Below are 25,091 nucleotides of genomic sequence, written 5' to 3'. Positions count from 1 at the left end.
TTTTCAAGCAATCGATATTTGAGATATTTTTGTTTGTATGGATTGACACTTACATAAACAATCGAACTATCTCGATTTTTAAAAAGTATAGTCAAAAATATGGTCAAAAAATATCTTTAACATACAAAAAAGCTCTATTCCTTGCGATACAAGGAATAGAGCTAGTCGTTTATTAAGCTTCTTGAGCTACTGGATAAACAGACACTTGTTTTTTGTCGCGGCCTTTACGTTCAAAACGTACTACGCCATCAACTTTAGCAAATAAAGTGTCGTCTCCACCAATACCCACGTTTACACCTGGATAGATTCTTGTTCCGCGTTGACGGTAAAGAATTGATCCACCTGTAACTGTTTGTCCATCAGCACGTTTAGCACCTAGACGTTTTGATTCTGAGTCACGGCCGTTAGATGTAGAACCGCCACCTTTTTTGTGGGCAAATAATTGTAGATTCATTGATAACAACATGGTCTGCACCTCCTATTTATCGTTGATTGTTTTAATTTGGATATATTCTGAATTTTCAGCTTCTATTGATTGTAATCCCAACAAGAGATTTTCTAATAGAATCTCGGCAATATTGTTTTGTTCTTGTGTCATTCCTGAAGTTACTTCGGTATATAAATAGCCGCCTTCTTCTTCATTCATTTCGACAATCGGTTCAAAACCAGCTAATGAGGCAATTCCGTTTACTGTACTGATAGCTAATGCGGAAACTCCTGCACAAACGATATCACTACCATAAGGACCTGCATCAGCATGCCCTGTCAAAGTAAATGAAACGATTTGACCAGCGTCATTACGTTTAAATGTTCCTTTGATCATTCTATTCAGGCCTTCTTTCTCAAGCGCTAATTAAGCGTTGATTGCGTCGATAACCACTTTTGTGTATGGTTGACGATGACCTTGTTTGCGGTGTGAATGTTTTTTAGGTTTGTATTTGAAAGTAACGACTTTCTTTTGTTTGCCGTGTTTTTCAACAGTTCCTTCAACAGTTGCACCTGAGATTGTTGGAGCGCCTACTTTTGTAGATTCGCCACCTACTAAAATAACTTCGTCAAAAACAACTTTTTCGCCTGCTTCAACGTCAAGTTTTTCAATGTAGATTGTTTGTCCAACTTCAACTTTTACTTGTTTACCACCAGTTTTAATAATTGCGTACATGCTATAAAGCACCTCCTTATAATAGACTTAGACTCGCCATCCAGAGTGACAGTAAACTGTACTTAATAAACTCGTTCTGTGCGGTTGTAGCTGTGGAGTCCACAATTACAACAGTACTAGATTACCAGAAACACGCGCATCCGTCAACTCTAGTTTACATGTAACTTTCCCTTTTTTTTACATAATGTGGTTCAATCGCAATTTTATTCTTTTCTATTTATAATAAGTCGTATAAAGGAGGAGATTCAATTGCATTATCCAGATGAATTGGTCCAAGAAGCAAAAACCCGGATGCAAAACCGTCCAGTAGAAGGATTTGTGGCTGGACAGGGACCGCTTTTCCCGAAGCTGATGCTCGTAGGAGAGGCTCCTGGAAAAACAGAAATCGAAAACCATATTCCTTTTAGCGGACAAGCTGGCAAAGAATTGATGCAAGCACTCTCCCTCGCTGGATTGACACGCGAGGATGTTTATATCACAAGTGCAGTCAGAAGTCGGCCTTACCGTACGGTACACCGCTTGAACAAACGCAAACAAGCAACGGAAACTGTCTATCCGAACCGAACACCCTCAAAAGCGGAGGTATTCGCTCACGCACCGATCTTGGATTATGAAATTGAACATGTCCAACCCCAATTGATTGCAACTTTGGGAAATATCGGACTACAACGCTTACTAGGACAGTCATATAAAATTTCAAAAAATCATGGTCAATTGTATACTGGCCCTATTTTGAGATTGAACGAGAAAATGGATGCTTATAAATGGAGTGAAAAAACATATCACGTCTTCCCCCTATTCCATCCAGCTGCCATTTTCTATAATCGTTCTTTAGCAGAGATGATCAATCACGACTGGCTTACTCTGGCTGAATATCTGAAAAAAGAAAATTAAGAGCGTGAGGCAAAAGTAAAAAGTACTTTGCCTCACGCTCTTAATGCGAATAAACGGCGGATCATAAGCAACTCCTGGGAAATAAGTCAAGTTTTCCAAATTTTAAAAATTTCGTGCTTCTTTTTTCACAGGGTTAAATACTTTTGTTATGACCTAAATTAAGTATATTGTTCGTGTAATGCTGAAAGTGCATGGGCAACAGTCTGATGTTGTTCAGTTCCCTCTTTTTTCCATAGATGTTGTAACTGTTTCTCAACTTCTGGTTGTAAGGAAGTATAAATGATCGTTTGGCCTCTGCTTTCCGCCTTCTCTTGAAACTCTTCAAAAACTGCTTTTGCTGTCAGATCAATGCTTGGTACTCCGCGCATTGAAAAAATCAGGCCATCTTTATGATTCAATTGCGCTAATTTGTTTTTTAATTTTTCCGCTGACATGAAAAAGAGTGGTCCGCTGATATAAACAACTGTCCAATTTTCCAGTTTCTTTGTTTCTGGCAGATTCATTCTTTGCCAATCAATCGTTTCAACAGAAATCGTGATAGCTGCACTTTTGACAACAAAGAAAATACACCCACCGATGATACCGATGACGATCGCAATACTCAAATCAAAGATGACTGTACAAACCATGGTTAGTCCAAATAGCAAGATCCCTGACCAGTATTTATTGGCTACTAACGTTTTTATCGTACTCCATTCATTCATCCGCCAAGCTGTAACGATCAAAACACCCGCTAAAGCAGGCATTGGGATATTTGACATAATCGGTGCAAAAACGATCATTGATAAGAATAAAACGAACGCATGGATAATCCCAGCTAATCTAGTTTGTGCTCCAGATTTGATAGCCACGCTCGTTCTAGCAATCGCGGCTGTTGCAGGAATCCCACCAAAAAAAGGTAATACTAAATTCCCAATTCCTTGTGCTACAAGTTCTTGATTACTATCCAAAGGTTTGTTGGCCATACGCCCAGCAGATGCTCCACAAAGCAAACTCTCGACCATACCTAAAAGTGCAATACTGATAGCAGGTACCATCACTTCTTTTAATGCAGAAAGATTGAAAGCATCGATCATCAGGCGATCACTGCTGATTAATGTCTGGGGAATCTTCCCAACTGTTGCAATTGGTAACTTGAACAGCAGCATCACGACAGTAGTGAGAATGATCGCTAAAAGTGAACTTGGCACTTTCGCAGCCCATTTTTTAGGATAAAGGATCATTCCTACAATTACGACGAATCCCATCAAGAATGAAGCGATATTCACTGGAAAGCCTAAGGTATGATAGCTAGACAGTTTTTCAATGACATTTGCTCCCTCCGAGTGAACACCAAACAAATTATCCACTTGCCCCAATGCAATGATGATCGCAATCCCCGAGGTAAACCCAGTAATCACGGGAGCTGGAATAAATGAAGTCAACGTCCCTAATCGGAGAATACCCGCAAGAAGCAACAAGATACCGGCTAAAAATGTCGCAAGCAATACACCTTGCATTCCTTGTGTTGCCGCGATCGACATCAAGATAGCAGCCATAGCACCTGTAGGACCAGAGATCTGATAGAATCCGCCTGATAAACTACCAATAACTAATCCAGCAATCACTGCTGTAATCAAACCAGCAGCCGCATTCGCCCCACTAGATACACCAAAAGCTAATGCAAGCGGTAAGGCTACCGCCGCCACAGTGATTCCTGCTAGCAAGTCCTTTTGAAACTTTGAAAAATCATATCCTGTGAACTCTTCTTTTAATAAAAAAACATACTTTTTGAACAACCTATAAACTCCTTTTTACTATTGTTTTTTTCAAACACGCGAGTACTAGGATAGCATATATTCCACCATAAAGTAATATTTTTCACAAAGTTAGTCCATTTTTTTCATGAAATTTTCTGCATTTTCATTATTTAGAATACTAGCGTCACAAGTGCAATCACTGCTAGTCCGCCTTGCTTCAAGAAAATCATTTTATCACTAGTAAAACTTCCATACGCAGCGACGAATAAAATGTAGATTAGCAGTAAAAGTGAAATTTCCTTTTGAGCCGTTGCAAAATAAGCTCCGTATAAAAGCCCCACAGCAATCAACCCATTATAGATTCCTTGATTTTTGAACAACGTTTGAACCGTTGGATTGGCCAATTCTTTTTGGCTCATTTTGAAGACCCTGCCTGTGGCTTTAGAGCTAGGTACAAAAGTTTCAAGATACATGATATAAAAGAATTCAATCGCAACAAGTGTGATCAAAATTTGTGAAATGACTGACATCCTACTTCCCCCTTTGAAGATATTTCTACCATCCCAAAAGAAAAGGGATGAATAAAAATAGTATAGCTGAACAGCCTAAAAATAAAAAATCAAACCTTTTACATTGTTGGTTGTTTGACTAAATTTTTTTCATATACTCATATAGACAAATGAGAAATGAAAGAAGAGATAAATATATTAAATTCAACCAATTAATACTTGCAACACATTTTAATTTTACGATTTCAAAATGTCATATGAATGTTTTGACATTGAATAACTTTTGAAATCATGTAATTGACAAAGGGTAACAAAGCTGTAAAGCATAAATAAATTTCTTGTATTAAAAATAAGACCTTGTAAATGTCACTCCTATAAGCAGCCTATCAAAACTAAATTGATCCACCAAAAAATATACTCATTTTTTTGCCACAAATTTGGCACAAAACAAAAGAAAAACCGCTAGAAACAAACGTTTCTAGCGGTTTGATTACGTCACAGGAGGGATTCGAACCCCCGACCGTCCGCTTAGAAGGCGGATGCTCTATCCAGCTGAGCTACTATGACAAGCTTTTTCGGAACAAAAATAATTATATAGAATCATTTTGTTTCTGTCAATACGAAATAGTTATTTTATTGATAAAATGCCCAATCGTCTAAATCGTTTGATTTTTTTCTTGAACCTACTAAATAAATAAGTAGCTCTTATCCTATCAGGTATAGTAAACAATAAGAACAAATAGTTTCTTTTATTTTTTCATCCATTTGTTCTTATTGTCGCAAAGTTCAGATTCACCTATTGTTTATTTTTTTAGGAAAATGTACGGCAATCTCCTCTTACTATAAAACAATCTGATCTTTTTCTTTAGTGATAAGGATTACTCCATCTCCCAAAGGTACTAAAGTGGAAGTAAGGTCTGGATGCTCCATGACCACTCGTAAGAACTCATTCAATTTACGATGGATCGCCCGTTTTCCTCTGGGAATTTCTTCATCTGGTATAAGAATCGTTCCTCCCTGAAAAATATCATCTACCATCAACACTCCGCCTTTTTTTAAGAGACGTAAACATTCGGGTAAAAATTCAATATATTTTGATTTAGCGCTATCCATAAAAATGAAATCATAAGGACCAGTCAGTGTTGGTAAAATATCAGCAGCTTGTCCTTCTAATAACGTTACTTTATCTGTTAAATTTAGTCTTTCATAAGTCGCTTTTGCTTTCTTGATCATAACGTCAAAACGATCGATCGTGGTGACATGCCCATCTTTTTCAATCGTTTGTGCCATTAAACTAGACGAAAATCCAATAGCTGCGCCTATTTCTAAAATTTTTTTAGGTTGTAATTGGCCCAATAAAAATTGCATGAAAACCACTGTCTCATGTGGAATGATTGGAACTTCTGCGAGATGTGCCTCTTCTTCAATCAAGCCAAGCTCACCTTCAAGTTTTTTCTGTTTCGTCCGCATAAAGTCAACTAACTCTTCTTTCACTACAGGACGATGCATCATTTCATTACGCATAATCTTCCTCCTTATCCTTCCATTATACGAAGAATAAAATAAATCTACAAGCTACGGAAAAATTATTAGTCGTTGACATTGTGCGAAGACAAAAATGAATGGTTTCTTTTCCTTTTTTTAAACGTATCAAGTGTGTTCCAAGCAGTGATGGCTGACAAACTAAACGCAATCCCAAAGAACAACCAGCGAATCCATACAAACGCTGTTCTGGATAATACGATTCCAAGGTATGGAATTTGAAAGATTGGTACACCAATAATGTTTCTCTTTGACACGACACCAGATTCCGTTTGACTTTGATTGTCCGCTTTCGTATAAAATTTTTGATGTTCTTCTTCTACTGCAATAACTCTTCTTGTCATAATGTGTTCGCCAGAGTTTTCATAATAAGTGATGACATCCCCGACCAATAATTCATTAGGATTTTTTGGTCTTACATAAATCAGGCTACCTTTACTATAATAAGGGCTCATTCCGTGATCTTCGATGATTTGTGGCGTCAAGCCAAAAACCCTAGGAAGTAAAATAATACTTAAGGTAAGTGCTAACAGTACAACCAAAGATACTGAGCTGAAAAAAGTTATTTTTTTGTATAGAGGCACTGCTCCCCACTCCCCTTCTTCAATTATCCAATCTAATAATATAATAACTAAATATTTTTATCAAACCTAAACATAACATATTAATAATAGAATAACTTTAAATTGAAACGAAAACCAAAAAATAACTCTAGTTATCTAAATTTATTGCTATTTTTGATTGACTATAAATGAAAAAACATATAATCTGAAAAAAACTACATGACAGAAAGGCTAATGTTATGAAGATTTTCAATAACAATAATAATACAAAAGAACAATCCAGTCTAAAAATAAAATGGATTTTTTTGATTATATTATGTTCGTTATTTTTATTAAGTATTTTTTACTTTTTTTATTATATCTTTGCCCCTACAGATCGTGGCAACGTGACAGAATTGACTGATTCTTGGAGTTATTACTCGAAAAGTGATCCTGATTTTCATTTTGATAGCCGCTACGTGACACACCTTCCGAAAATCGATCGAAATGAAACATTTGTCATGGAAACCACCCTAAAAGAACAAGTAAATGATTCAAATCTATTGATCAAAGGAAACCATCAATGGATCAGAGTATACCTAGACAAACAACTCTTATATGATCGCTCTCATATTTTAGAAGAAAATAACCCAGGACTTTCTTTAGCTGTGATCGATCTACCTACAGACTACGCTGGGAAAATATTAAAAATCGAAGTTGCTTCTCCCTATCGTAATTATGCTGGGTTTCCTCCTAAAGTCTATATCGGAACAACTGGACCGATGATCAGCTTTATTTTCTCACAGTCCATTCCCCAAGTAGTCACGATGACCATTGCTGTATTTTTAGCTATAGGAACCTTGTCCTACTCGACATTTATTCTCTACAAGAAGAGAAAGCTCGATGTTTCTTTACTGATCCTTAGTTGTTTTGCATTAGTTCTTGGATTCCAATCCGTTTCAGAAGACATCTTGAGTGGTGTTCTCTTCGAACCGATCGTGCATTCGATTTTATCGCATGTTTTTATTATTCTAACATCAGTACTTATTATCTCTTACTATCTGACACGAATGATCTATTATAAAAAAATATATGGTTTATTTTGTATCGTTCAAATTTCGATACAACTAGGTGTGCTCGTTTATTCTTTAATGACACCAAATGAACTTCCGGAACTGATGCCTATCGTCAACGTTGTAAGTGTTATTAGCACCTTAGTTACCTCATTAGCTTCCATAGGTGAGGCATATAAGAACAATCGCTTTTTTGTGGCTTGTACGCCATGGATCGTCCTGATCGCGATTTTCCATTGCATGATTTATATCCAATCTGCATTAGGAATCTATCAAGCAGATATCAATTGGTCAACTATTTTATTCGTGCTCATTTTGATTGTGATCGTTGTTTATAATATCATCGAATATATCGTCAGTTTCGACCAACACCAAAGGGCAGTAGGCTTTCTTGAAGTGAAGTCCGATTTATTAGAACAGCACTATGACCAACTACGAGAGCATATCCAAGAAATCAGTTCATTAAGACACGAATTTATTCAAAATATGGAAAACATTGAAGATCTAATTTTAGAAAATAAATCTTTAGAAGCACAAAATGAAATTAGAGGCATCTTGAATGAGGCACAGAACTTTAAATTTATCTTCTCTTACTCTGCACACCAACTGACAAATCTGATTCTAGCTCGTTATCAAGATATTGCTTCTAAGCGTAATATCCAAGTAGAATTCAAAGCGGATCTTCCAGAAAAACCGGCTGTTAGTGACAATGATCTAACACAGTTATTGATTCATGTACTAGAGCATTCTTTTCGGGAAACTCACGCTATCGAGGACCCTATGCAACGAAAAATTTCATTACACTTAAAAGAAAAAGAGGATGAATTACTGATCCACTGTGAACATAGCGCTCATTATGAAACGAACTTATTTTCTCACGGTATCACAGAAGAATTGCAAGAAAAAGAACAGTTTGATCTCACGATGATCAAAGATATCGCTGAACGATACGCTGGTACGTTGAGGCAAGAAAAAGACAATAAGAGTGATCGCCTAACGATACAGTTAAAACACCCGTTCAAAAATCCGAGAAAATAAAGCGATGTGAAATGATCGACTCCTTGAAAAGGATGAAATAAGTTAGAAAAACTTTTATTGCATGTTCTAAATCAAAATAAGAATGTAGGACAAATCTACAAACAGTTTTGCTGCAGACGCTCGAATAAACGGCGGGAGCAGAAGCAACTCCTTCGGAAATAAGCCGAAATTCACAAAAATTTGAAAAGCAATTTTCGTTTATTTCTTCTTATTTCTCGGAGTTAAACACTTCTGTCCCAGCCTCTCTCAAATAAACGGCGTCCAAAAGTCAGGTTTTTCGGAAATTTCAAAAAAAAAAAAACGAGCAATACAAAAAACGTATTGTTCGTTTTTTTAATTTCTCAAATCGAAACGACTTTTATCTATACCTCTTTGATGTAGTTCTAGAAAATAATAGAACCTGGTTGTTTCACTTGATCAATACAAAAGTGAAAGTAAATCTTCTGGTTCGATTGCGCCAAAATATTTTTTGATATCAATCTGTTCTACTACTTTTTTCAATGTTTCTTTTTCATAGCGTTGGCCTACTAGCAATTGCTCGACATCCTTGATATCCCCTAATCCAAAGAAATCACCAAAAATCTTAACATCATGGATCAAACCATTGGAGACATTCAAATGGACTTCGATAGAGCCAATTGGAAAACGATGTTGACGAGAGAAATTGAAATCGGGTGATTTTCCATAATTCCAATCCCAATTACGATAATACTGGTCAGAGATTTCATTGATTTTTGTCCAGTCTTCTTCTGTCAGTTGATAAGTTTTCACTTGATCCACTGATGGAACACCAAAGATCTTCAATAAAATTTCTTCACGGAATTCTTCTGTAGTCATCCCTTGTTTTTCTTTTGGAAGAAATGGTTTGATGTTCGTCACACGGGAACGAATGGATTTGATCCCTTTTGATTCGATCTTATCTTTCTTGACTTTCAATGCATTGACTACTTCGTTGATATCAGAATCAAACATGATCGTTCCATGGGCGAACATTCGTCCATTCGTTGCATACATTGCATTGCCAGAGAATTTCATACCATCGATCACTAAGTCATTCCGTCCCTTTAATTCAGCTCCTGCTACACCTAGTTCATGCAAAGCTTGAATAATCGGTTTGGTTACTTTGGCAAAATCACGAAAAGAATCGCCATCATCCGGCATGATAAAGCTAAAATTCAAATTACCAAAATCATGATACACCGCACCGCCACCACTAAGTCGACGAACGACATGTATCCCATGTTCGTCGACGTACTCTCGGTTGATTTCTTCGATCGTATTTTGATTTCTTCCAATGATGATCGAAGGTTCATTAATATAAAAAAGTAAAATTGGTTCATCTATAGGCATTTCTTGTAATAAAAACTGTTCAATCGCTAAATTGATCCGTGGATCGTGGTTCTCATTAGGTACAAAAATCATTTTCATTTTCCTCCTAGATGTCAAATACTTTATCTACTGCGGCAAGTTCCACTTCGATCTTAGCTCCAGCGGCCTCTTGTGCCTCATTTTTCAACTGTGCCAAATCACCAAATTGTGGCAAATGAGTCAAAACTAGTTTTTTGACCTCAGCTGCTCTAGACAATTCGCCTGCCTCTTTTGAAGTAAAGTGTGCTTTATGACGTTCATTTCCTGCAAATAGATACGTGTCCGCTAAAAAAAGATCCGCGTCTTTCGCAAATTCAGCAAAGCTTTCTAAATAACCAGAATCTCCTGTAAACACAAATATCTTGCCGGTTGTTTCCTCTACGATTCGCATCGCGTAGCATACAACCGGATGGATTGTTTCCATAAAAGTAATCGTAAATGGTCCTACTTTTAATTCTTCTGCTTCAAAATAAGGTCGTCCTTCAGTCACATTTGGCAATGTCAATTCCTCGAAATGAGTCGTATCTTTTGTATGACCATAGATTGGCAAAATCGCCTCAGGATCTTTTTCTGGATGCAATTGCCAATAATATTGCAGCACACCTAAATCTGCAATGTGATCATGATGATAATGACTCAAAATCACTGCATCTAATGCTAACGGATCAAGCTGTTCTTCCAACTTGACCAGTGTTGTACTTCCTGCATCGATCAAAAGATTGAAGCCATCTGATTGCAGCAGATAACTTGTTGTTCCCTGATTCTTATATGGATAGGCGCCTAAACACCCTAAAACTGTTAATTTCATGAGTGATTCCCCCTCAACTTTTTATCCTAACATAACCAAAACTTTTTGGGCTATATTCTAGCTTCTAGTGAAAAATAGTCGGTTGGATCTTTCTTCTCAATTCTCGCTTGTTCATAAAATCCTGCAATCGTTACATTGACGTAAGCAATTACCCATAGTAATCCAATGAATAAGGCTAAAGCACCCAAGATATACCAGCCAATAAATGAAAGCTGCAATAAAATATACTTGACCAAGCGATCTTTTAATAGATACCAGGCATATTTAAGACATTGGATGATCGAAAGCTCTGGATAATCGAATTTTGTCCAAGCAGCAAATTGAAATAGACCACCAATGATACTCATGATAACTAAAGAAACAAAGACCATGATCACAGTCAACAAAACAAAACTGACATCAAATAAGTCGCCTGACACAATACTTGGAGCAACAGAATTTGCATTGAAAAGTAACTTTGTATATGAACTGACTCCACCAATCAATAGACCAGGTAATAAAACCAACGCATTGATCAGCCAGTTAATGGCTACATTGATCAGATTGATGACTAAAATCGGTCCAAAATATTCTTTTTGGAAGACAACGAATAACAGATTAGACTTTGCTCTGCCTCCACGTACAACGACTAAAGCGATATAGTACAAAGCGTATGAGAAAGCAAACAGAAGGAGATTTTCAAGTAAAAAACGAAGTATTTGATGCTGCGAATCATTTATTGAGAAAGCTCCTTCAAAAAATGCTTGGATTAATCCTACGAGAAACATGGAAAGAAAAATCAGCCACGCATTCATCCCCCATTGATGTTCAAGCGAGATGCGCGCTTTTTTACGATATTCTGAAATAGTTAAGCTATCTTTCATTATTCATAACTCCGAATTTTTTCAACAGTTTCGCTATCCAATCGTTTGACCACTTCTGTGACTAGCTTCACTGTATTTAAATAATCATCTTCATGGATAACCGATGTATGTGAGTGTAAGTATCGAACAGGGACAGTGATTGCAACAGATGGTACCCCATCTCTCGTTAAATGCATTTGCCCAGCATCCGTTCCTCCACCTGTGATCACAGTATATTGGAAAGGTATGTCCATTTCTTCAGCTACACCAATTACAAAGTTCAGTAATTTTTTATGTGGGATCATTGAAGCATCAAAGATCAGAATCTGTGGTCCTTTTCCTAAGACAGAATCTGCTTCTTTCGGTGTCATTCCTGGAGTATCACCAGCTGTCCCTGTGTCTAAAGCAAAGGCAATATCAGGATTTACTAAATGCGTGCTTGTACGAGCGCCACGCAATCCAACTTCTTCTTGTACGTCACTACCGGCAAACAACACATTCGGATGATTTTCTTTTGCCAAATTTTCAAGAACGCGTAACGAAACAGCCGTTCCGATTCGATTGTCCCAAGCTTTGGCTAACAGAAATTTCCCACCATTCAAACGTTTATATTCAATGTAAGGAGTAACCATGTCTCCCGGGCGGATTCCCCATTCTTTTGCCTCTGCTGCGCTAGTTGCACCAATATCAATGAACATGTCTTTGATATCATAAGGCTTGTTCCGAACTTCTGGAGTCAAAACATGAGGTGGTTTTGAACCAATCACGCCATGGATGACTTTGCCTTCTTGCGTTTTGATTTCTACTTGTTGAGCCAGCATGACTTGCCCCCACCAGCCCCCTAATGTTTGAAATTCTAAAAATCCTTTATCCGTGATTTTTGTGACCATGAATCCGACTTCATCCATGTGACCAGAGATGAATACCTTGGGACCTCCACCAGCGCCATGTTTGGCAATAATACTTCCTAAGCCATCATAAAAAATATCATCTGCAAATTCTTTGGCATAGTTTTTATAAACTTTTCTGACCTCTTCTTCATTTCCAGGTACTCCTTTGGCTGAAGTTAGATCAATCAGTAATTTCTCTTCTTTTTTGTCCAAAATCAATTTCCCCCATTTCAACTATTGATATCAAGATTATACCATTTATTATGTGGACTTTTTAGTTTCTCTGTTTTTCTATAAAGAAAAACAGAGAAAAACGACCGGAACAGAAATATTCAACTCCAAGGAATAAACAAAAATCCACGAAAAAATTTCAAATTTTGAGGATTTTTGTTTCGTTCAAAGAAGTTATTTCTGTTCCCGTCGTTTAGTTCTATTCCACAGTTGAGAGAAAGGATTTACTATTTTTTTCAATTCCTTTAGACCGAGACAACAAGCATTACTTTTTGTAGTTCATTCTTATTGTTTCAGACAGCGCAACTTACTGCTGTTTTACTTGTACATCCTTCAGTTGATCTGGGGATTGCTTTTGCCACGCCTTACTATAAAATGAATCGTCTAACTGATAATGGCTTGTTGACTGGTCATTTTCTAAAAATGGCTGGATGTGTTGATCTGCTGCTAACCAGCCTTTCCAACCTAAATGGATCGTATCTTCCATAAAATAAGGTTGGTTCGCTTGGTGAGTAAAGTCAGCGATTCGATGAAACCCTTGAGTATTCAACTGAAATTTGATTTTTTTCGCAAATTCTTGGATCATCTGTTGTGATAATCCTGTGTAATCACTCCACTTTTGGTTAACGGGAGGGATAATGAATAAGACTTCCGCATGATCTTCCGCTAACTGCTGCAAAACTAATTGGAAATCTGAAAATTCTGGAGAAAAGCGGTAATCCCAATGTGTTTGTGAGTCTTTTAGTCGGTCAACATATTTTTTTATCCGATGTGTATAAAAATCATTTTTTAGTTCAAAAGGATTGTTCGTCGTTTCCGCTCTTCCAATTTTTTCAGCTAAGTTTGCCAAAGAATCTTCTTGGTAAGAGTTTGGCAGAGCCTTTGTTTCATGATCGATCTTCGCTTGTTGATTGCTCAAGCCAATATTACTAAAAAGCTCATCTTCCCTTTTCAGCAAGTTCCATTTATTTTGGAACTGATCGATTTTGTCTGCCGCTGGTAACTCACCTGCTTTAATCGTTTTTAACACCTCTGTCAGTGCCTCATCCTCTTTTACTTTAGAAAAATGTAACAGACGTCTTGCTAAATAGCGATCAGTTGGTGTGATCTTTTTCAATGAGAACAACCAATCAAATGTTTGGAGTTCTGAGAAATACGTATTAAAATAGTCGTCTTTTACACCCTCTTTTACGAACCATTGAGGTGAAATGATGAATACTACTTTTTTGTGTTTCAAGTCATCCCCGGCTGAACGCATCATCATATATTGACTCAAAGATTGTGTACCAGGTGCCCCTAATAAAAACGGCCGATAATTTCGTTGGTATTTTTCAGCTAATACCGATGGATGGAATGGACTAATCCTACTTAATTCACTTGATCCAAAAAAGGGAACATATTGTTTTTCCGATAATGCCTCATTCTTAATGGCATCCCCTTTTAAAACATTCTCAGCCATTGACGTAGATGCTTTTTTTATGAGGGTAGGATCATTTAAATTCACACGATAAGAAGAAGTGAAAAAGAGTGCTATTAATCCAAAAGCCAAAAGGATCGGACCGAAAATAGCGAATAGTTTCTTCTTCATCATTATCCCTTCAATTCTTGCACTTGCGCAATAATTTTATTTGGTGTCCCCCAATTGTCGCGGTCAAATTCTGATACAGGTACTTGTACATCTAATTGCCCTTCTAGTTCTACTAACAGTTGGACCGAAGCCAGAGAGTCAAGTAAGCCTTCCCCAAATAAATCGATATCTCTATTTTCTTTTACTTCATCTATTCCTGTTATTTCTTCTAAAATTGTCAAAACTTGTTCTTCCATGATAAAATCGCTCCTTCATATTTTTCTATATTTTTTTGATAGACACAATCATTTCACTTTACTGTTATCTAAAGAAAAGCTGATCCAAGAAACCTGAAAAAATCAAAAAGCTAAAGCAGACAGCTTGGAAAGTCATAAAGACTGCGAATGCATGAGTAAATCGATTTGACGGTATCTTTTGTTTATGTTTTTTCTTGAACCTCAACCAGGCATCTGTTACACAAATCAACCCTGCATGGTATATGCCATAGACAATATAGTACCACGTCAATCCATGCCAGACTCCCATCAATAAAAACAGGCCAAAGTAGCCGATATTCGATGTGACGATTCTACTTTTGAACCATTTTTTCTTCATTAAGAAAAACATCAATCGCATGTAGACATAGTCTCTAAACCAGAATGACAATGTCATATGCCAACGATTCCAAAATTCTTTGATGTTCCAAGATAAAAATGGCTTATTGAAGTTTATCGGTGTGTCATAACCCATTAAGTAACTTGTACCGACAGCAAACAGACTATAACCGGCAAAGTCAAAGAACAGATACATACTGTATACATAAGTATAGCCTACAAGCGCCCACGAAATGCCACCATCATGCAATGCTACTTTTGATACAATTGGTAAGAGTACTTGTCCAAAATAGTGTCCGATAATAAATTTATATAAGAAACCTACAAAAATATTTTGAACACCTTTTCCCAACATATCGACATATTTATCTGGTACAGGTGGCTCCAATTGATCTTTTTCAAATCTTCTGTAACGATCGATTGGTCCAGAAGAAATCGTTGGGAAAAAGAGGAGAAACTGGATATAGCGTAAAGGATGATAGCTTTTGATTGCTCCATCTCTCATTTCCATGATCATTTGTACAGATTTGAATGTCAGATAAGAAATCCCTAAAAAAGCAAATAATGATGACTTACCATGTTCAACAAATGGTGTAACTTTTGTCAAAAACAAAGGAAAAATAGCCAGTAATACGGCTAGATAAAACCAGCCACCTTGATTCTTTCTTTGACGATAAGAAAAATATGCCCAGACAAGCAATGTTTGCCAGATGACATAAGCAATCAGCGCCACACCTTGTTGCCAATAAACGCCACCAAAACTGATAAATAGAAAAACCAGCGTAATAAGTGTTTGATAAATGGATAAACGTTTACCACGAATCAGCAATGATAAAACAATCGGTATTAGTCCAATGACTAAAAATAAGAAATAATACGGTTCAGCATACGGGATCATATGTGGAAAATTCATTGCGGATTCACCTCAGCAATCAGTCTTTTTCGATCGATTTTCCCATTGACTGTTTGCGGCAACAGATCAACATAATTCATTCTTTGGGGAATCATATAATCCATCAATGTTTTTGCTAACTCCGCTTTGATTGCTTTTGTTAATTGAAAGTTTGGTTGTCCTGCTGTTTTTTCCAACACCACAAATGCAACAAGTTGCTGTACTTTTGTTCCTTGATATTTAGGGACGACAACTGCTTGTTTGACACGTTGATCCTTTAATAGGTAATGCTCGATATCACCTAATTCGATCCGATAGCCATGAAGCTTGACCTGTTGATCAATTCGTCCTTCATAAAAGAGTAGACCTTCCTTCGTCAATCTTCCCGAATCTCCTGTGTGATAGCTTGGTTGACCGTCATAGTTGAAAAAAGCAGCTTCTGTTTTTTTCGGATTATTTAGATATCCTTTTGAAACACTAGGTCCTGAAATAATGATCTCGCCCGTTTGATCATCAGAAACGTATTCTCCTTCACTAGCAATCAGAACACGAGTGTCCGATTTGATGTATCCTATTGGCAATCGTTCATATTGATCTAGTACCTCTTGAGTGATCTGCACACCTGAGATGGCTACAGTGGCTTCTGTTGGTCCATACGTATTGTAGATATACGCATGAGGAAAGCGAGTGAGTAATTCTTGTGCCGTTTTTTTGGTTAATTCTTCTCCACAGAATAAGAAAACTGATAAATCTGGTACATGCTGCTCATCGAAAGTTGGTTCCATCAAACAAATATCCATAAACGAAGGAGTAGAGACCCACACATCGATAGCTAAATGAGCTAAAGTTGAAAATAATTGCTTGAAATCTTGAATGACTGCTTTTTCTAGCGGCTTCAACGCCCCACCTGAAACAAGTGCGGGATAGATCGAAAAAACTGATAAATCAAATGAAAAAGGTGCCTGTGCTAAAAAACGCATTCCTTCACTGATTTGAAAATCGTCTAACGTCCATTGAACAAAACTATATAAATTATCTTGGCTTATTTGTACCCCTTTAGGTTCACCGGTCGTTCCAGAAGTGAAAATAATGTAGAAAGTTTCATCCCCTTTTACCATCAAGCTTGGTTCAATAGCCACATCTTCTTTAGTGATTGAATCCAGTTCAGTTTTAGAAATAACAGGGATATCTGTAGAATCGATTTTCCAATCCCCAACACTGATGATCATAGAAGGCTGAGCCACCCGAAGAATCGTTTCTATGCGTTCTTTCGGCGTGTGCTCTTCAATAGGAAGATATGCGTGTCCGGCTTTCACAGCACCGATAAATGAAACAATCATCTCGAACTCTAAATTTCCAAATACAACGATTGGATCATTGCCAACTACATTCTTCACTAAATAATTTGCTAATGCATCTGATTTTTTCTTTAGTTCACCAAAAGTATATCTTGCGTCATCAGATTGATATGCGACTCGATCGGGTTCTTCACGTCCAAACCAATCGATGGATTCAACAACCGTTTTACTTTTCATCGTCTTCCTCCTAAAATTCGTTATAAATAAACGATCCACCTTGAATATTTTTATAATGGTATAAGTAAATTAATACAAAGAGTATCGCGCCATAAAAAAGTGTTCGCAGAACAAAGGTACCCCAATACCTGAACCGAGGATTACTCCGCCATTTCTTCATTTGAAATCCCTCCTGTTTCCCTCCAATTAAAACCTCAAAACAAGTTTACCCACTTTTGGAAAAAAGCAACATTTGTTCCGCTAACAGAAAGCGTTTTCTCGCTAACAGTTTTGTCACAAGTTAGATACACGATTAAAAAATAATCAATCTAATGAAACTATCAGACTTTCCTATTCATCAAACTTGCTTCAGCCACTCACAAAAAAAAACAAGCAACCACGAATCATGGACATGATTTTCGTGGTTACTTGTTTTTTTATTCAACTGGAATACCACCTTCTGCTGGTTATTCTTCAATGATTCGACAATATAGTCGACTCGTAATGTAATAAAATAGTAGATAAATGATGATCAGAAAACCACAGATGAGATATGGCAGCCAATAACTAGCGGTCGCTATAAACTGAGAAAACACATTGACAGCAAATATCGTGTGCATGATTCCCAAAATCATTGGCGGGAAAAACATGATGGCATTTTGCTCAAAAATCATCCGATTTGTTCTTTTTTGGGCAATTCCAATTTTCGTCAACAACTGATAATTACTTTTTTCTTCTTCTGCTTCAGCTAATAATCGCACCATCAGCATACTGCCGGTTGCCACGATCACGATCATTCCGAGAAAAATAGCCAAAAACGTGATGATCCCGATAATTCGATCTGCCCAGCGTACGGCAGGATAACGTGCCACAAAATTCAGACGGCTACCCTCCGAAAAATAATTATTTTCTTTATTTTTATCCATATTTTCAGGGATTTTCTTTGACTCAATATGACCGACTAATTGGTCTCCTTTTATATCATAATCGTAGTAAACGGTTTTGTCCCACGTAGTAGTAACTTCTTTCGTTAACCGTTCTGTGATTTGCTCATTATCTCCACCTTCAACATTCCAATTAAGGAGCTGATAATGGACCCCTTTTGCTTCTGTAAATACTTTGTCACTCACGACCAAGGTGGGGCCTAAATAATTCACATCACTATCACCTAAGAAATTGACCATTTTTGCCTGGATGTCTAGCTTCACCTCAGGGAGATAGATCGTGGAACCATACAGTGAAAAGTTTTTAAACAAATCAAGCGTACTATCCAGTAAGACAGTGCTCTCATCAGAAGTCAACGCAACCTTAGGCATTTTAGGATTGATTCTGCGAAAGGCATTATACTCTTTTTCTGAAATCAAATTCACTAATTTAAATACCTTTGACTCCTCACCTTCACCTAAATCATCAATATTATTGATGCCCCCGATCACTTTATAGTTCAAAGTGATTTCATCTGTAATCTTTTGCTTTCCATCAGATAATATCGGCCGGATTTTTTCCGCCAGCTCAGGCTCTAATTGATAAGAAACTGGATTAGCAATATCGACCGTTCGTGCAGTGATCGTGGAAATACTCATGATCGCTCCAATCATTGATAATGAAATAGCTATAACCAATGTAATCAATGAATTGATCCGCCAACTTTTTTGCAAATGGATCTGCGTATTTCCAATCAGCAAAAAGTTGATTCCTTTATATTTGACAGCCGAACGATTGAATAAATTCAAGATCAGGCGAAAAGAATAACAGAAAAAGAGATAGGTGCCCACCACGCAAAAAATAATAATCAAAAGTGTCAAAAAAATCGCAAAATGTAATGTTCCCGTTGCGGCTAAATTTTTGGTAATAAACTCTCGATAATGGACTGCAAAGAAATAGCCACTAGAAATAAGCAATAGACCAAGAAAGCCCAGCAGCCGATGCCGTGTACGGATTCGTAATTTTGAACTCTCTGTGTGCTCTTTTTTACCGAATGAGCGGAAACGGGGGTAACGCCATATTTTCCATAAAGAATAGAGTGAAACGGACGATAACAGTAACAAAAGGATCAGAACAGTTTCAACGATTGATGGAAATGAAACAAAAAAGAGACTTTTGATCGTCATTTTCATCATTCGTATCAAGATCATAGAGAATAATTTAGAAAAAACGATACCTAAACCAACACCTGTTATACAAGCAAACAACCCCATTGTCATTGTTTCTAGAACATAGATAACTGCAACTTGGCGTTTTTTGATACCAAATAGTTGATAGATGCCAAATTCTTTTTGCCTTCGATTGAGAAAAAAACGATTGGCACTAATGACGAAAAAGAACAAAACAATGATAATGATCCAGCTTCCAATATTAAAAAAAGCATCGATTGAAAAATCTTGGCTTGTCCGTCTAATCAATGATTTATCATAAGTCATCGCGCTAAAAGAATAATAGATCATCGTTGCTAAGACTAAACTGAAAAAATAAACCAGATATCCTCGTGACTGTCGCATAAAGCTTTTAGCAGCCAACTTATAAAGCATTTACCTTGCCACCCCCTCCAATCGTTGCTTGCATATCAATGACACGTTCAAAAAATTCATTTCTTGAACCTCTGCGAACAACTTCTGAGAAAATAACTCCATCTTTGATAAACAAAATTCGGTTACAATAGCTTGCGGTGTACGGGTCATGCGTCACTAATAGAATCGTTGATTTTTCGACTTGATTGATCGTATTAAGATAGTTCAATAGCTCAGTCGCTGACTTAGAATCTAGTGATCCTGTTGGTTCATCGGCAAAAATAACCTGAGGATGAACGACAAGTGCCCTTGCAGCAGCAATTCTTTGACGCTGGCCAACCGACAATTCATCAGGATAACGTTTCAGGATCTCTTCAATATTTAATAGCTGTGCTGCATGCAAGACTCTACGTTCCATTTCTACTTTCGATATCCGTTCCACAGCTAAAGGAAGTAAAATATTGTCCTTTGCATTCAAAGTATCCACAAGATTGAATTCTTGGAAAATAAAGCCTAATTTTTTTCGGCGAAAATCACTTAATTCATTGCTTTTCATTTTAGTGATCTCATTTCCTTGTATCTTAACACTTCCCATCGTTGGCAAACTGATAGTCGCTAAAATATTCAATAGAGTTGTTTTGCCTGCACCACTTGGTCCCATGATACCGACAAATTCCCCTTCTTCAACTGAAAAGGAGATATTATCAAGAACTTTTACAGATGAAAGTTTATTTCCATAACTTTTACTTAAGTGTCTAACTTCGATCATCTTATCCATTGTATTTCCCCCTGCACTTGTCTTACTTGCATAGTAGCACACCCACAGTTTTTTTTCTCTTTAGTTTTTGTCACTTCATACGCAGAAAACAAAAATTTAAAATTTTTTTATTCATTTATTTTATTCACTGCACGCTGACCTTTGATTTTAAAATGCTATAACTTTACGTTTTCACTTCTTTTCACAAAGAAATATACACAATATATAGTATAGACATTCAAATATACAACCATTTGCATACTATATGTAGCAAGTATTTAGTTGCTCACAGCTGAATTTTGTTTTATGATAGACAAGAAGAATTTAGCAGGAGTTGAAGAATATGAACGTAGAATACAAAGTGAAAAACACAAATCCGGGTACCACTGAGTCCATGAATATCACGATCATCAAGCGAGATGGCCGACGTGTGGATTTCGATGACAAAAAAATCAATGAAGCTTTAATCAAAGCAGAAAAGAAAATTCACGGCTCCTTATCTCCACTGACTTATGAAAAAATCCAAACAATCGTTGATCTTGTTGTCCAAGAAATCAAAAATCGCTTCACTGACAATGTTAAAATATATGAAATTCAAAATATCGTTGAACATATCTTATTAGAAAAGAACGAATATGAGTTAGCTGAAGAATATATCAATTATCGTACAAAACGTGACTTTGCAAGAAGCAAAGCTACTGATATCAACTTCTCAATCGAAAAATTGATCAATAAAGACCAAACTGTGGTCAATGAAAATGCCAATAAAGATAGTAACGTATTCAATACGCAACGTGATCTGACTGCAGGGATCGTAGGAAAATCAATTGGGCTAAAAATGTTACCTCCACACATTGCAAATGCGCATCAAAAAGGAGATATCCATTACCACGATTTAGATTATCATCCATATACGCCTATGACAAACTGTTGCTTGATCGACTTTAAAGGGATGCTGAACAATGGATTCAAGATCGGTAATGCCGAAGTAGAATCACCAAAATCGATTCAAACTGCTACAGCACAAATTTCACAAATCATTGCAAATGTTGCTTCTAGCCAATACGGCGGTTGTTCTGCTGACCGAACAGATGAATTGCTTGCTCCATTCGCTGAACTAAATTACAGCAAACATTTAAAAGATGCCGAAGAATGGATCGAATCACCCGAACGTCAAAAAGAATACGCAAAAGCAAAAACCAAAAAAGACATTTTTGATGCAATGCAAAGCTTGGAATATGAAATCAATACACTGTTTACATCAAATGGTCAAACACCATTTACTTCTCTTGGTTTTGGTTTAGGTAAAAATTGGTTTGAACGCGAAATCCAAAAAGCAATCTTACAAATTAGAATCAATGGATTAGGTAGCGAAAAACGAACAGCAATCTTCCCTAAATTGATTTTTACTTTAAAAGATGGCATCAATCTAAACCCAACTGATCCTAATTATGACATCAAACAGTTAGCATTAGAATGTGCGACAAAACGGATGTATCCTGATATTTTGAACTACGATAAAATCGTTGAATTAACTGGCAGCTTCAAAGTACCCATGGGTTGTCGCTCATTTTTACAAGGATGGAAAGATGAAAATGGTCAAGAAGTCAATGTAGGAAGAATGAATTTAGGCGTGGTTACTTTAAACTTACCTCGTATTGCGATGGAAGCAAAAGGAGATCAAGAAAAGTTCTGGCAGATTTTGGCCGATCGTTTGGCAATTATGAAAGATGCCTTAGTTTACCGCGTAGATCGTTGTAAAGAAGCAATCCCTGCAAACGCCCCTATCCTTTACATGTACGGAGCCTTTGGCAAACGCCTTTCAAGAACAGATGCAGTTGATGAGTTATTCAAAAATCGTCGTGCTACTGTTTCATTAGGCTATATCGGATTGTACGAAGTTGCCTCTGCTTTCTATGGTGGCGAATGGGAAACAAACCCAGAAGCAAAAAACTTCACTCTTGACATCGTAAAAGAATTGAAAGCAAAAGCTGATTCATGGGGCGATGAATACGGTTATCATTTTAGTGTCTATTCTACTCCAAGTGAAAGTTTGACTGACCGCTTCTGCCGTTTAGATACAGAAAAATTCGGTTTGGTCGAAAATATTACTGACAAAGAATATTACACAAATAGTTTCCATTATGACGTTAGAAAGAATCCAACACCTTTTGAAAAACTTGATTTTGAAAAAGATTATCCTCAATATTGTTCAGGTGGCTTCATCCATTATTGCGAATATCCAATGCTTCAACAAAATCCTAAAGCATTGGAAGCTGTCTGGGACTATGCTTATGACAAAATCGGCTATCTAGGAACAAATACACCAATCGATCATTGTTACAACTGTGGTTTCGAAGGTGATTTTAAACCAACAGAACGCGGCTTTGAATGTCCTGAGTGTGGGAATCACGATCCTAAAACATGTGATGTTGTAAAAAGAACATGTGGTTATTTAGGAAATCCTCAAGCACGTCCAATGGTTCATGGACGTCATAAGGAAATTTCTTCTCGCGTAAAACATATGAAATAAGCAGTTTATATTTGTAAAGAAAGAGCGTGGGCCAAAAGAAATAATTTTGTCTCACGCTCTAAATATGAATAAACGGTTAGTGCAGAAACAACGCCTTTGGCAAAGAAGCTGAAATGCATAAAAATTTTTAAAAAAATTTTCGTGAATCTCTTCTTACTTTCTCAGGGTAAAACCTTCTGCCCAAACCTCGCCTTACTTATTGTATGCGTACGACTCTCGTCAGCCCGTTGTTTTCGATAACTTGAGCAACATACTTCGCGGTCTATTTCCGAATGGTGCAAAGCGGGGCTTTCATAACCTTATTTGACGGTATTCAATCCCCTACACCTTTTCAGATAAGTCTATACCTCACCAAAATATGAAAAGCTATTTTGCTCGGTCTATTCTTATCCGAATGGTGCAAAGCGGGGGCTTTCATAACCTTATATTAGAAAGAAGTTTTTATATGCGAAATCCTAAACCTAAAGAATGGCTGGCACAAGATTACAGCCAGAACTATATTGCAGATTACAAACCATTTAATTTTGTGGATGGTGAGGGCGTAAGAAATAGCCTTTATGTTAGTGGATGTTTATTTGCTTGTGAAGGTTGCTTCAATAAAGCCGCCCAAAATTTCCGCTATGGCACTCCCTTCACTAAAGAACTTGAAGAGCAAATCATGGACGATTTACGTCACGATTATGTTCAAGGACTGACCTTATTAGGTGGCGAACCATTTTTAAACACGGATGTCTGCCTGCAAGTCGTTGATCGTATCCGTCAGGAATTTGGTCACACAAAAGATATCTGGTCATGGACTGGCTATACTTTTGATGAACTATTGCAAGATTCAGATGACAAGTTGGAGCTCTTGTCAAAAATCGATATTTTAGTGGATGGTCGTTTTGAGATCAGCAAACGAGATTTAAAATTACAATTTCGTGGAAGCAGTAACCAACGTATCATCGATGTTCAACGCTCTTTAGCTGAGAATCAGGTAGTTATTTGGGAAAAATGTACTGATGCAACTGAAACCTACGAACAAATCAAAAAACAAGACTTGATTTAGCCTTATCAATTGTAACCATTCGTTCATACGAATGGTTTTTTTGTGTCTAAAAACCTCTAGTTACAGACCTTAAATGGAAAGGCTTCCTTAATTTGGCGTATTATTATATCTATAGTGAGTGTAAAGTGTTATGCTAGGCAATCGAAAAAGGCTTCAAGATTCTTCAGTATTTGCAGATTTAAAATTATTTTGCTATACTTAAGACGATAAAGGAGCTATGCGTGAACATAGCCCCAATGCAGAACCGTTAAAAAGACGGTGACAGTAATAGGATTTTAACCATCTAAAGCCTGCCAAAGTGAATTAGATGGTTATTTTTTTGGTCTTTAGAGTCAATGATCAGCAAAACCAATGTCGCAAACGCGATCATCAGTTGAATTGCTTCAAAAGTTGACACTTACTTACTCCCTTCTAGGGATAAAGCGATGAACCATAGGCATCACCCCTTTTTCAAGAGACTAGCCACCATCTTTTCACTTTTCTACCTCTGAAGTATATCATATCCTAATTTTCAAAAGCCATTCAAATTCTACTTAGCTTAAGTTACAACCAGAAGAAAAATTGAATTAAACCTGTAAAAATAGCCTTAACAGCATAGGACCCCTTGTTCAAACATCACCTAGCAACAATTTTTGTACCTCAAACCATACAAATCATTCTGTTCAATTGAATACTACACTTGCACTAATGAATTATATCAGCTAATATAAAGAAAAGGAGCTATGCGCGAACATAGCCCCAATGCAGAACCGTTAAAAAGACGGTAGCTTTTATTAGTTTGATATTGTAACTATCTAATTACTCGCCAAAGTGGATTAGATGGTTATTTTTTTTGGTCTTTAGAGTCAATGATCAGCAAAACCAATGTCGCAAACGCGATCATCAGTTGAATTGCTTCAAAAGTTGACACTTACTTACTCCCTTCTAGGGATAAAGCGATGAACCATAGGCATCACCCCTTTTTCAAGAGACTAGCCACCATCTTTTCACTTTTCTACCTTTGAAGTATATCATATCCTAA

General features: G+C 36.9%; 24 protein-coding genes, 1 tRNA gene, 1 pseudogene and 1 other annotated feature. Of the genes and pseudogenes, 4 read left to right on the top strand and 22 right to left on the bottom strand.

All coding sequences use genetic code 11. The features are described from left to right. Positions 1-172: 172 nt before the first annotated feature. Genes rpmA through rplU form a run of 3 tightly spaced genes read right to left on the bottom strand, consistent with a single transcriptional unit; the run spans position 173 to position 1,162 of the window. Complete coding sequence (gene rpmA / locus FGQ66_RS06560; RefSeq protein ID WP_016177062.1) at positions 173-466, bottom strand: 50S ribosomal protein L27; 294 nt, start codon at positions 464-466, stop codon at positions 173-175. A gap of 12 nt (positions 467-478) precedes the next feature. After that, positions 479-823 carry a ribosomal-processing cysteine protease Prp gene (locus FGQ66_RS06555; protein ID WP_002289451.1) on the bottom strand — a complete coding sequence of 115 codons (345 nt, stop codon included), beginning with the start codon at positions 821-823 and terminating at the stop codon, positions 479-481. Positions 824-853: 30 nt separating this feature from the next. After that, positions 854-1,162 carry a 50S ribosomal protein L21 gene (rplU, locus tag FGQ66_RS06550; RefSeq protein ID WP_005881104.1) on the bottom strand — a complete coding sequence of 103 codons (309 nt, stop codon included), beginning with the start codon at positions 1,160-1,162 and terminating at the stop codon, positions 854-856. A gap of 19 nt (positions 1,163-1,181) precedes the next feature. Further along, positions 1,182-1,258 (bottom strand) — a sequence feature (ribosomal protein L21 leader region). A gap of 153 nt (positions 1,259-1,411) precedes the next feature. Between rplU and FGQ66_RS06545 the strand changes: the two genes are divergently transcribed. Then, positions 1,412-2,056: a uracil-DNA glycosylase gene (locus tag FGQ66_RS06545; RefSeq protein WP_081133908.1), complete on the top strand. Its 645-nt coding sequence runs from the start codon at positions 1,412-1,414 to the stop codon at positions 2,054-2,056. Between the two features lie 158 nt (positions 2,057-2,214). Here the strand turns inward: FGQ66_RS06545 and FGQ66_RS06540 are convergent, their stop codons facing one another. The 5 genes from FGQ66_RS06540 to FGQ66_RS06520 all read right to left on the bottom strand — a co-directional run bounded on the left by FGQ66_RS06540 (position 2,215) and on the right by FGQ66_RS06520 (position 6,430). Continuing rightward, positions 2,215-3,834, bottom strand: a complete 1,620-nt coding sequence (locus FGQ66_RS06540; protein ID WP_081133909.1) for a SulP family inorganic anion transporter — start codon at positions 3,832-3,834, stop codon at positions 2,215-2,217. Between the two features lie 131 nt (positions 3,835-3,965). Beyond that, entirely contained in the window at positions 3,966-4,325 is a 360-nt protein-coding gene (locus FGQ66_RS06535; protein ID WP_005881110.1) for a DUF1304 domain-containing protein, read from the bottom strand. A gap of 472 nt (positions 4,326-4,797) precedes the next feature. After that, positions 4,798-4,871 (bottom strand) — tRNA-Arg (locus FGQ66_RS06530). Positions 4,872-5,144: 273 nt separating this feature from the next. After that, positions 5,145-5,828, bottom strand: coding sequence for an O-methyltransferase (locus tag FGQ66_RS06525; protein ID WP_138302040.1), 684 nt, complete (start codon positions 5,826-5,828; stop codon positions 5,145-5,147). Between the two features lie 65 nt (positions 5,829-5,893). Further along, entirely contained in the window at positions 5,894-6,430 is a 537-nt protein-coding gene (locus FGQ66_RS06520; protein ID WP_081133910.1) for a signal peptidase I, read from the bottom strand. 218 nt (positions 6,431-6,648) lie between these two features. On the opposite strand from FGQ66_RS06520, the gene FGQ66_RS06515 reads away from it, so the two are divergent. Then, positions 6,649-8,499 carry an ATP-binding protein gene (locus FGQ66_RS06515; RefSeq protein WP_095443764.1) on the top strand — a complete coding sequence of 617 codons (1,851 nt, stop codon included), beginning with the start codon at positions 6,649-6,651 and terminating at the stop codon, positions 8,497-8,499. A 120-nt stretch (positions 8,500-8,619) separates the two neighbouring features. Here the strand turns inward: FGQ66_RS06515 and FGQ66_RS15680 are convergent. The 12 genes and pseudogenes from FGQ66_RS15680 to FGQ66_RS06460 all read right to left on the bottom strand — a co-directional run. After that, positions 8,620-8,739, bottom strand: a pseudogene (locus tag FGQ66_RS15680) (DUF3788 family protein); the annotation flags it as partial. A 177-nt stretch (positions 8,740-8,916) separates the two neighbouring features. Then, a complete protein-coding gene (gene lplA, locus FGQ66_RS06510) occupies positions 8,917-9,921 on the bottom strand; it encodes a lipoate--protein ligase (protein WP_081133911.1) in 1,005 nt (334 codons plus the stop codon). Positions 9,922-9,934: 13 nt separating this feature from the next. After that, positions 9,935-10,675, bottom strand: a complete 741-nt coding sequence (locus FGQ66_RS06505) for an MBL fold metallo-hydrolase (protein WP_081133912.1) — start codon at positions 10,673-10,675, stop codon at positions 9,935-9,937. A 50-nt stretch (positions 10,676-10,725) separates the two neighbouring features. After that, positions 10,726-11,538, bottom strand: coding sequence for a DUF975 family protein (locus tag FGQ66_RS06500; RefSeq protein ID WP_081133913.1), 813 nt, complete (start codon positions 11,536-11,538; stop codon positions 10,726-10,728). Then, positions 11,538-12,620: a M42 family metallopeptidase gene (locus tag FGQ66_RS06495; RefSeq protein WP_081133914.1), complete on the bottom strand. Its 1,083-nt coding sequence runs from the start codon at positions 12,618-12,620 to the stop codon at positions 11,538-11,540. The genes FGQ66_RS06500 and FGQ66_RS06495 overlap by 1 nt, the downstream gene beginning before the upstream one ends. 325 nt (positions 12,621-12,945) lie before the next feature. Further along, positions 12,946-14,226, bottom strand: a complete 1,281-nt coding sequence (gene dltD / locus FGQ66_RS06490) for a D-alanyl-lipoteichoic acid biosynthesis protein DltD (RefSeq protein ID WP_081133915.1) — start codon at positions 14,224-14,226, stop codon at positions 12,946-12,948. 2 nt (positions 14,227-14,228) lie between these two features. Further along, the gene (gene dltC / locus FGQ66_RS06485) at positions 14,229-14,462 is read right to left on the bottom strand and encodes a D-alanine--poly(phosphoribitol) ligase subunit DltC (protein WP_138302039.1); all 234 of its coding nucleotides are present in this window, start codon (positions 14,460-14,462) and stop codon (positions 14,229-14,231) included. 64 nt (positions 14,463-14,526) lie between these two features. After that, a complete protein-coding gene (dltB, locus tag FGQ66_RS06480; RefSeq protein WP_005881132.1) occupies positions 14,527-15,732 on the bottom strand; it encodes a D-alanyl-lipoteichoic acid biosynthesis protein DltB in 1,206 nt (401 codons plus the stop codon). Further along, positions 15,729-17,246, bottom strand: a complete 1,518-nt coding sequence (dltA, locus tag FGQ66_RS06475; RefSeq protein ID WP_138302038.1) for a D-alanine--poly(phosphoribitol) ligase subunit DltA — start codon at positions 17,244-17,246, stop codon at positions 15,729-15,731. Before dltA ends, dltB begins: the two co-directional genes overlap by 4 nt. A gap of 10 nt (positions 17,247-17,256) precedes the next feature. Next, positions 17,257-17,406, bottom strand: coding sequence for a teichoic acid D-Ala incorporation-associated protein DltX (locus FGQ66_RS06470; protein ID WP_081133918.1), 150 nt, complete (start codon positions 17,404-17,406; stop codon positions 17,257-17,259). A 286-nt stretch (positions 17,407-17,692) separates the two neighbouring features. Then, positions 17,693-19,753: an FtsX-like permease family protein gene (locus tag FGQ66_RS06465; protein ID WP_081133919.1), complete on the bottom strand. Its 2,061-nt coding sequence runs from the start codon at positions 19,751-19,753 to the stop codon at positions 17,693-17,695. Further along, positions 19,743-20,510: an ABC transporter ATP-binding protein gene (locus tag FGQ66_RS06460; protein WP_005878090.1), complete on the bottom strand. Its 768-nt coding sequence runs from the start codon at positions 20,508-20,510 to the stop codon at positions 19,743-19,745. The genes FGQ66_RS06465 and FGQ66_RS06460 overlap by 11 nt, the downstream gene beginning before the upstream one ends. 373 nt (positions 20,511-20,883) lie before the next feature. On the opposite strand from FGQ66_RS06460, the gene nrdD reads away from it, so the two are divergent. Beyond that, positions 20,884-23,022: an anaerobic ribonucleoside-triphosphate reductase gene (gene nrdD / locus FGQ66_RS06455; protein WP_226103317.1), complete on the top strand. Its 2,139-nt coding sequence runs from the start codon at positions 20,884-20,886 to the stop codon at positions 23,020-23,022. A 445-nt stretch (positions 23,023-23,467) separates the two neighbouring features. After that, positions 23,468-24,070 carry an anaerobic ribonucleoside-triphosphate reductase activating protein gene (gene nrdG / locus FGQ66_RS06445; RefSeq protein ID WP_005878087.1) on the top strand — a complete coding sequence of 201 codons (603 nt, stop codon included), beginning with the start codon at positions 23,468-23,470 and terminating at the stop codon, positions 24,068-24,070. A gap of 283 nt (positions 24,071-24,353) precedes the next feature. On the opposite strand, the gene FGQ66_RS15805 is transcribed toward nrdG, so the two are convergent. Together FGQ66_RS15805 and FGQ66_RS15800 are read right to left on the bottom strand one after the other, a co-directional pair. Continuing rightward, positions 24,354-24,467, bottom strand: coding sequence for a putative holin-like toxin (locus FGQ66_RS15805; RefSeq protein WP_416378590.1), 114 nt, complete (start codon positions 24,465-24,467; stop codon positions 24,354-24,356). A gap of 426 nt (positions 24,468-24,893) precedes the next feature. Continuing rightward, on the bottom strand, positions 24,894-24,980 hold the full coding sequence (locus FGQ66_RS15800; protein WP_016177055.1) for a putative holin-like toxin: 87 nt from the start codon (positions 24,978-24,980) through the stop codon (positions 24,894-24,896). Between the last annotated feature and the right edge of the window lie 111 nt (positions 24,981-25,091).

It is taken from the genome of Enterococcus sp. BSD2780061688st2 D3 (assembly GCF_005844145.1).
Classification (GTDB): domain Bacteria; phylum Bacillota; class Bacilli; order Lactobacillales; family Enterococcaceae; genus Enterococcus_B; species Enterococcus_B durans.
This window is presented reverse-complemented; position numbering and strand designations above follow the sequence as displayed.

What these genes read in the sequence shown, in the direction of transcription:
- nrdD (WP_226103317.1), top strand. Translation starts at nt 20,884, where the DNA reads ATGAATATCACGATCATCAAGCGAGATGGCCGACGTGTGGATTTCGAT.
- nrdG (WP_005878087.1), top strand. Translation starts at nt 23,468, where the DNA reads ATGCGAAATCCTAAACCTAAAGAATGGCTGGCACAAGATTACAGCCAG.
- rpmA (WP_016177062.1), bottom strand. Translation starts at nt 466, where the DNA reads ATGTTGTTATCAATGAATCTACAATTATTTGCCCACAAAAAAGGTGGC.
- FGQ66_RS06465 (WP_081133919.1), bottom strand. Translation starts at nt 19,753, where the DNA reads ATGCTTTATAAGTTGGCTGCTAAAAGCTTTATGCGACAGTCACGAGGA.
- FGQ66_RS06470 (WP_081133918.1), bottom strand. Translation starts at nt 17,406, where the DNA reads ATGAAGAAATGGCGGAGTAATCCTCGGTTCAGGTATTGGGGTACCTTT.
- dltB (WP_005881132.1), bottom strand. Translation starts at nt 15,732, where the DNA reads ATGAATTTTCCACATATGATCCCGTATGCTGAACCGTATTATTTCTTA.
- dltA (WP_138302038.1), bottom strand. Translation starts at nt 17,246, where the DNA reads ATGAAAAGTAAAACGGTTGTTGAATCCATCGATTGGTTTGGACGTGAA.
- rplU (WP_005881104.1), bottom strand. Translation starts at nt 1,162, where the DNA reads ATGTACGCAATTATTAAAACTGGTGGTAAACAAGTAAAAGTTGAAGTT.
- FGQ66_RS06515 (WP_095443764.1), top strand. Translation starts at nt 6,649, where the DNA reads ATGAAGATTTTCAATAACAATAATAATACAAAAGAACAATCCAGTCTA.
- dltD (WP_081133915.1), bottom strand. Translation starts at nt 14,226, where the DNA reads ATGAAGAAGAAACTATTCGCTATTTTCGGTCCGATCCTTTTGGCTTTT.
- FGQ66_RS06535 (WP_005881110.1), bottom strand. Translation starts at nt 4,325, where the DNA reads ATGTCAGTCATTTCACAAATTTTGATCACACTTGTTGCGATTGAATTC.
- FGQ66_RS06460 (WP_005878090.1), bottom strand. Translation starts at nt 20,510, where the DNA reads ATGGATAAGATGATCGAAGTTAGACACTTAAGTAAAAGTTATGGAAAT.
- dltC (WP_138302039.1), bottom strand. Translation starts at nt 14,462, where the DNA reads ATGGAAGAACAAGTTTTGACAATTTTAGAAGAAATAACAGGAATAGAT.
- FGQ66_RS06505 (WP_081133912.1), bottom strand. Translation starts at nt 10,675, where the DNA reads ATGAAATTAACAGTTTTAGGGTGTTTAGGCGCCTATCCATATAAGAAT.
- FGQ66_RS06525 (WP_138302040.1), bottom strand. Translation starts at nt 5,828, where the DNA reads ATGCGTAATGAAATGATGCATCGTCCTGTAGTGAAAGAAGAGTTAGTT.
- lplA (WP_081133911.1), bottom strand. Translation starts at nt 9,921, where the DNA reads ATGATTTTTGTACCTAATGAGAACCACGATCCACGGATCAATTTAGCG.
- FGQ66_RS06500 (WP_081133913.1), bottom strand. Translation starts at nt 11,538, where the DNA reads ATGAAAGATAGCTTAACTATTTCAGAATATCGTAAAAAAGCGCGCATC.
- FGQ66_RS06555 (WP_002289451.1), bottom strand. Translation starts at nt 823, where the DNA reads ATGATCAAAGGAACATTTAAACGTAATGACGCTGGTCAAATCGTTTCA.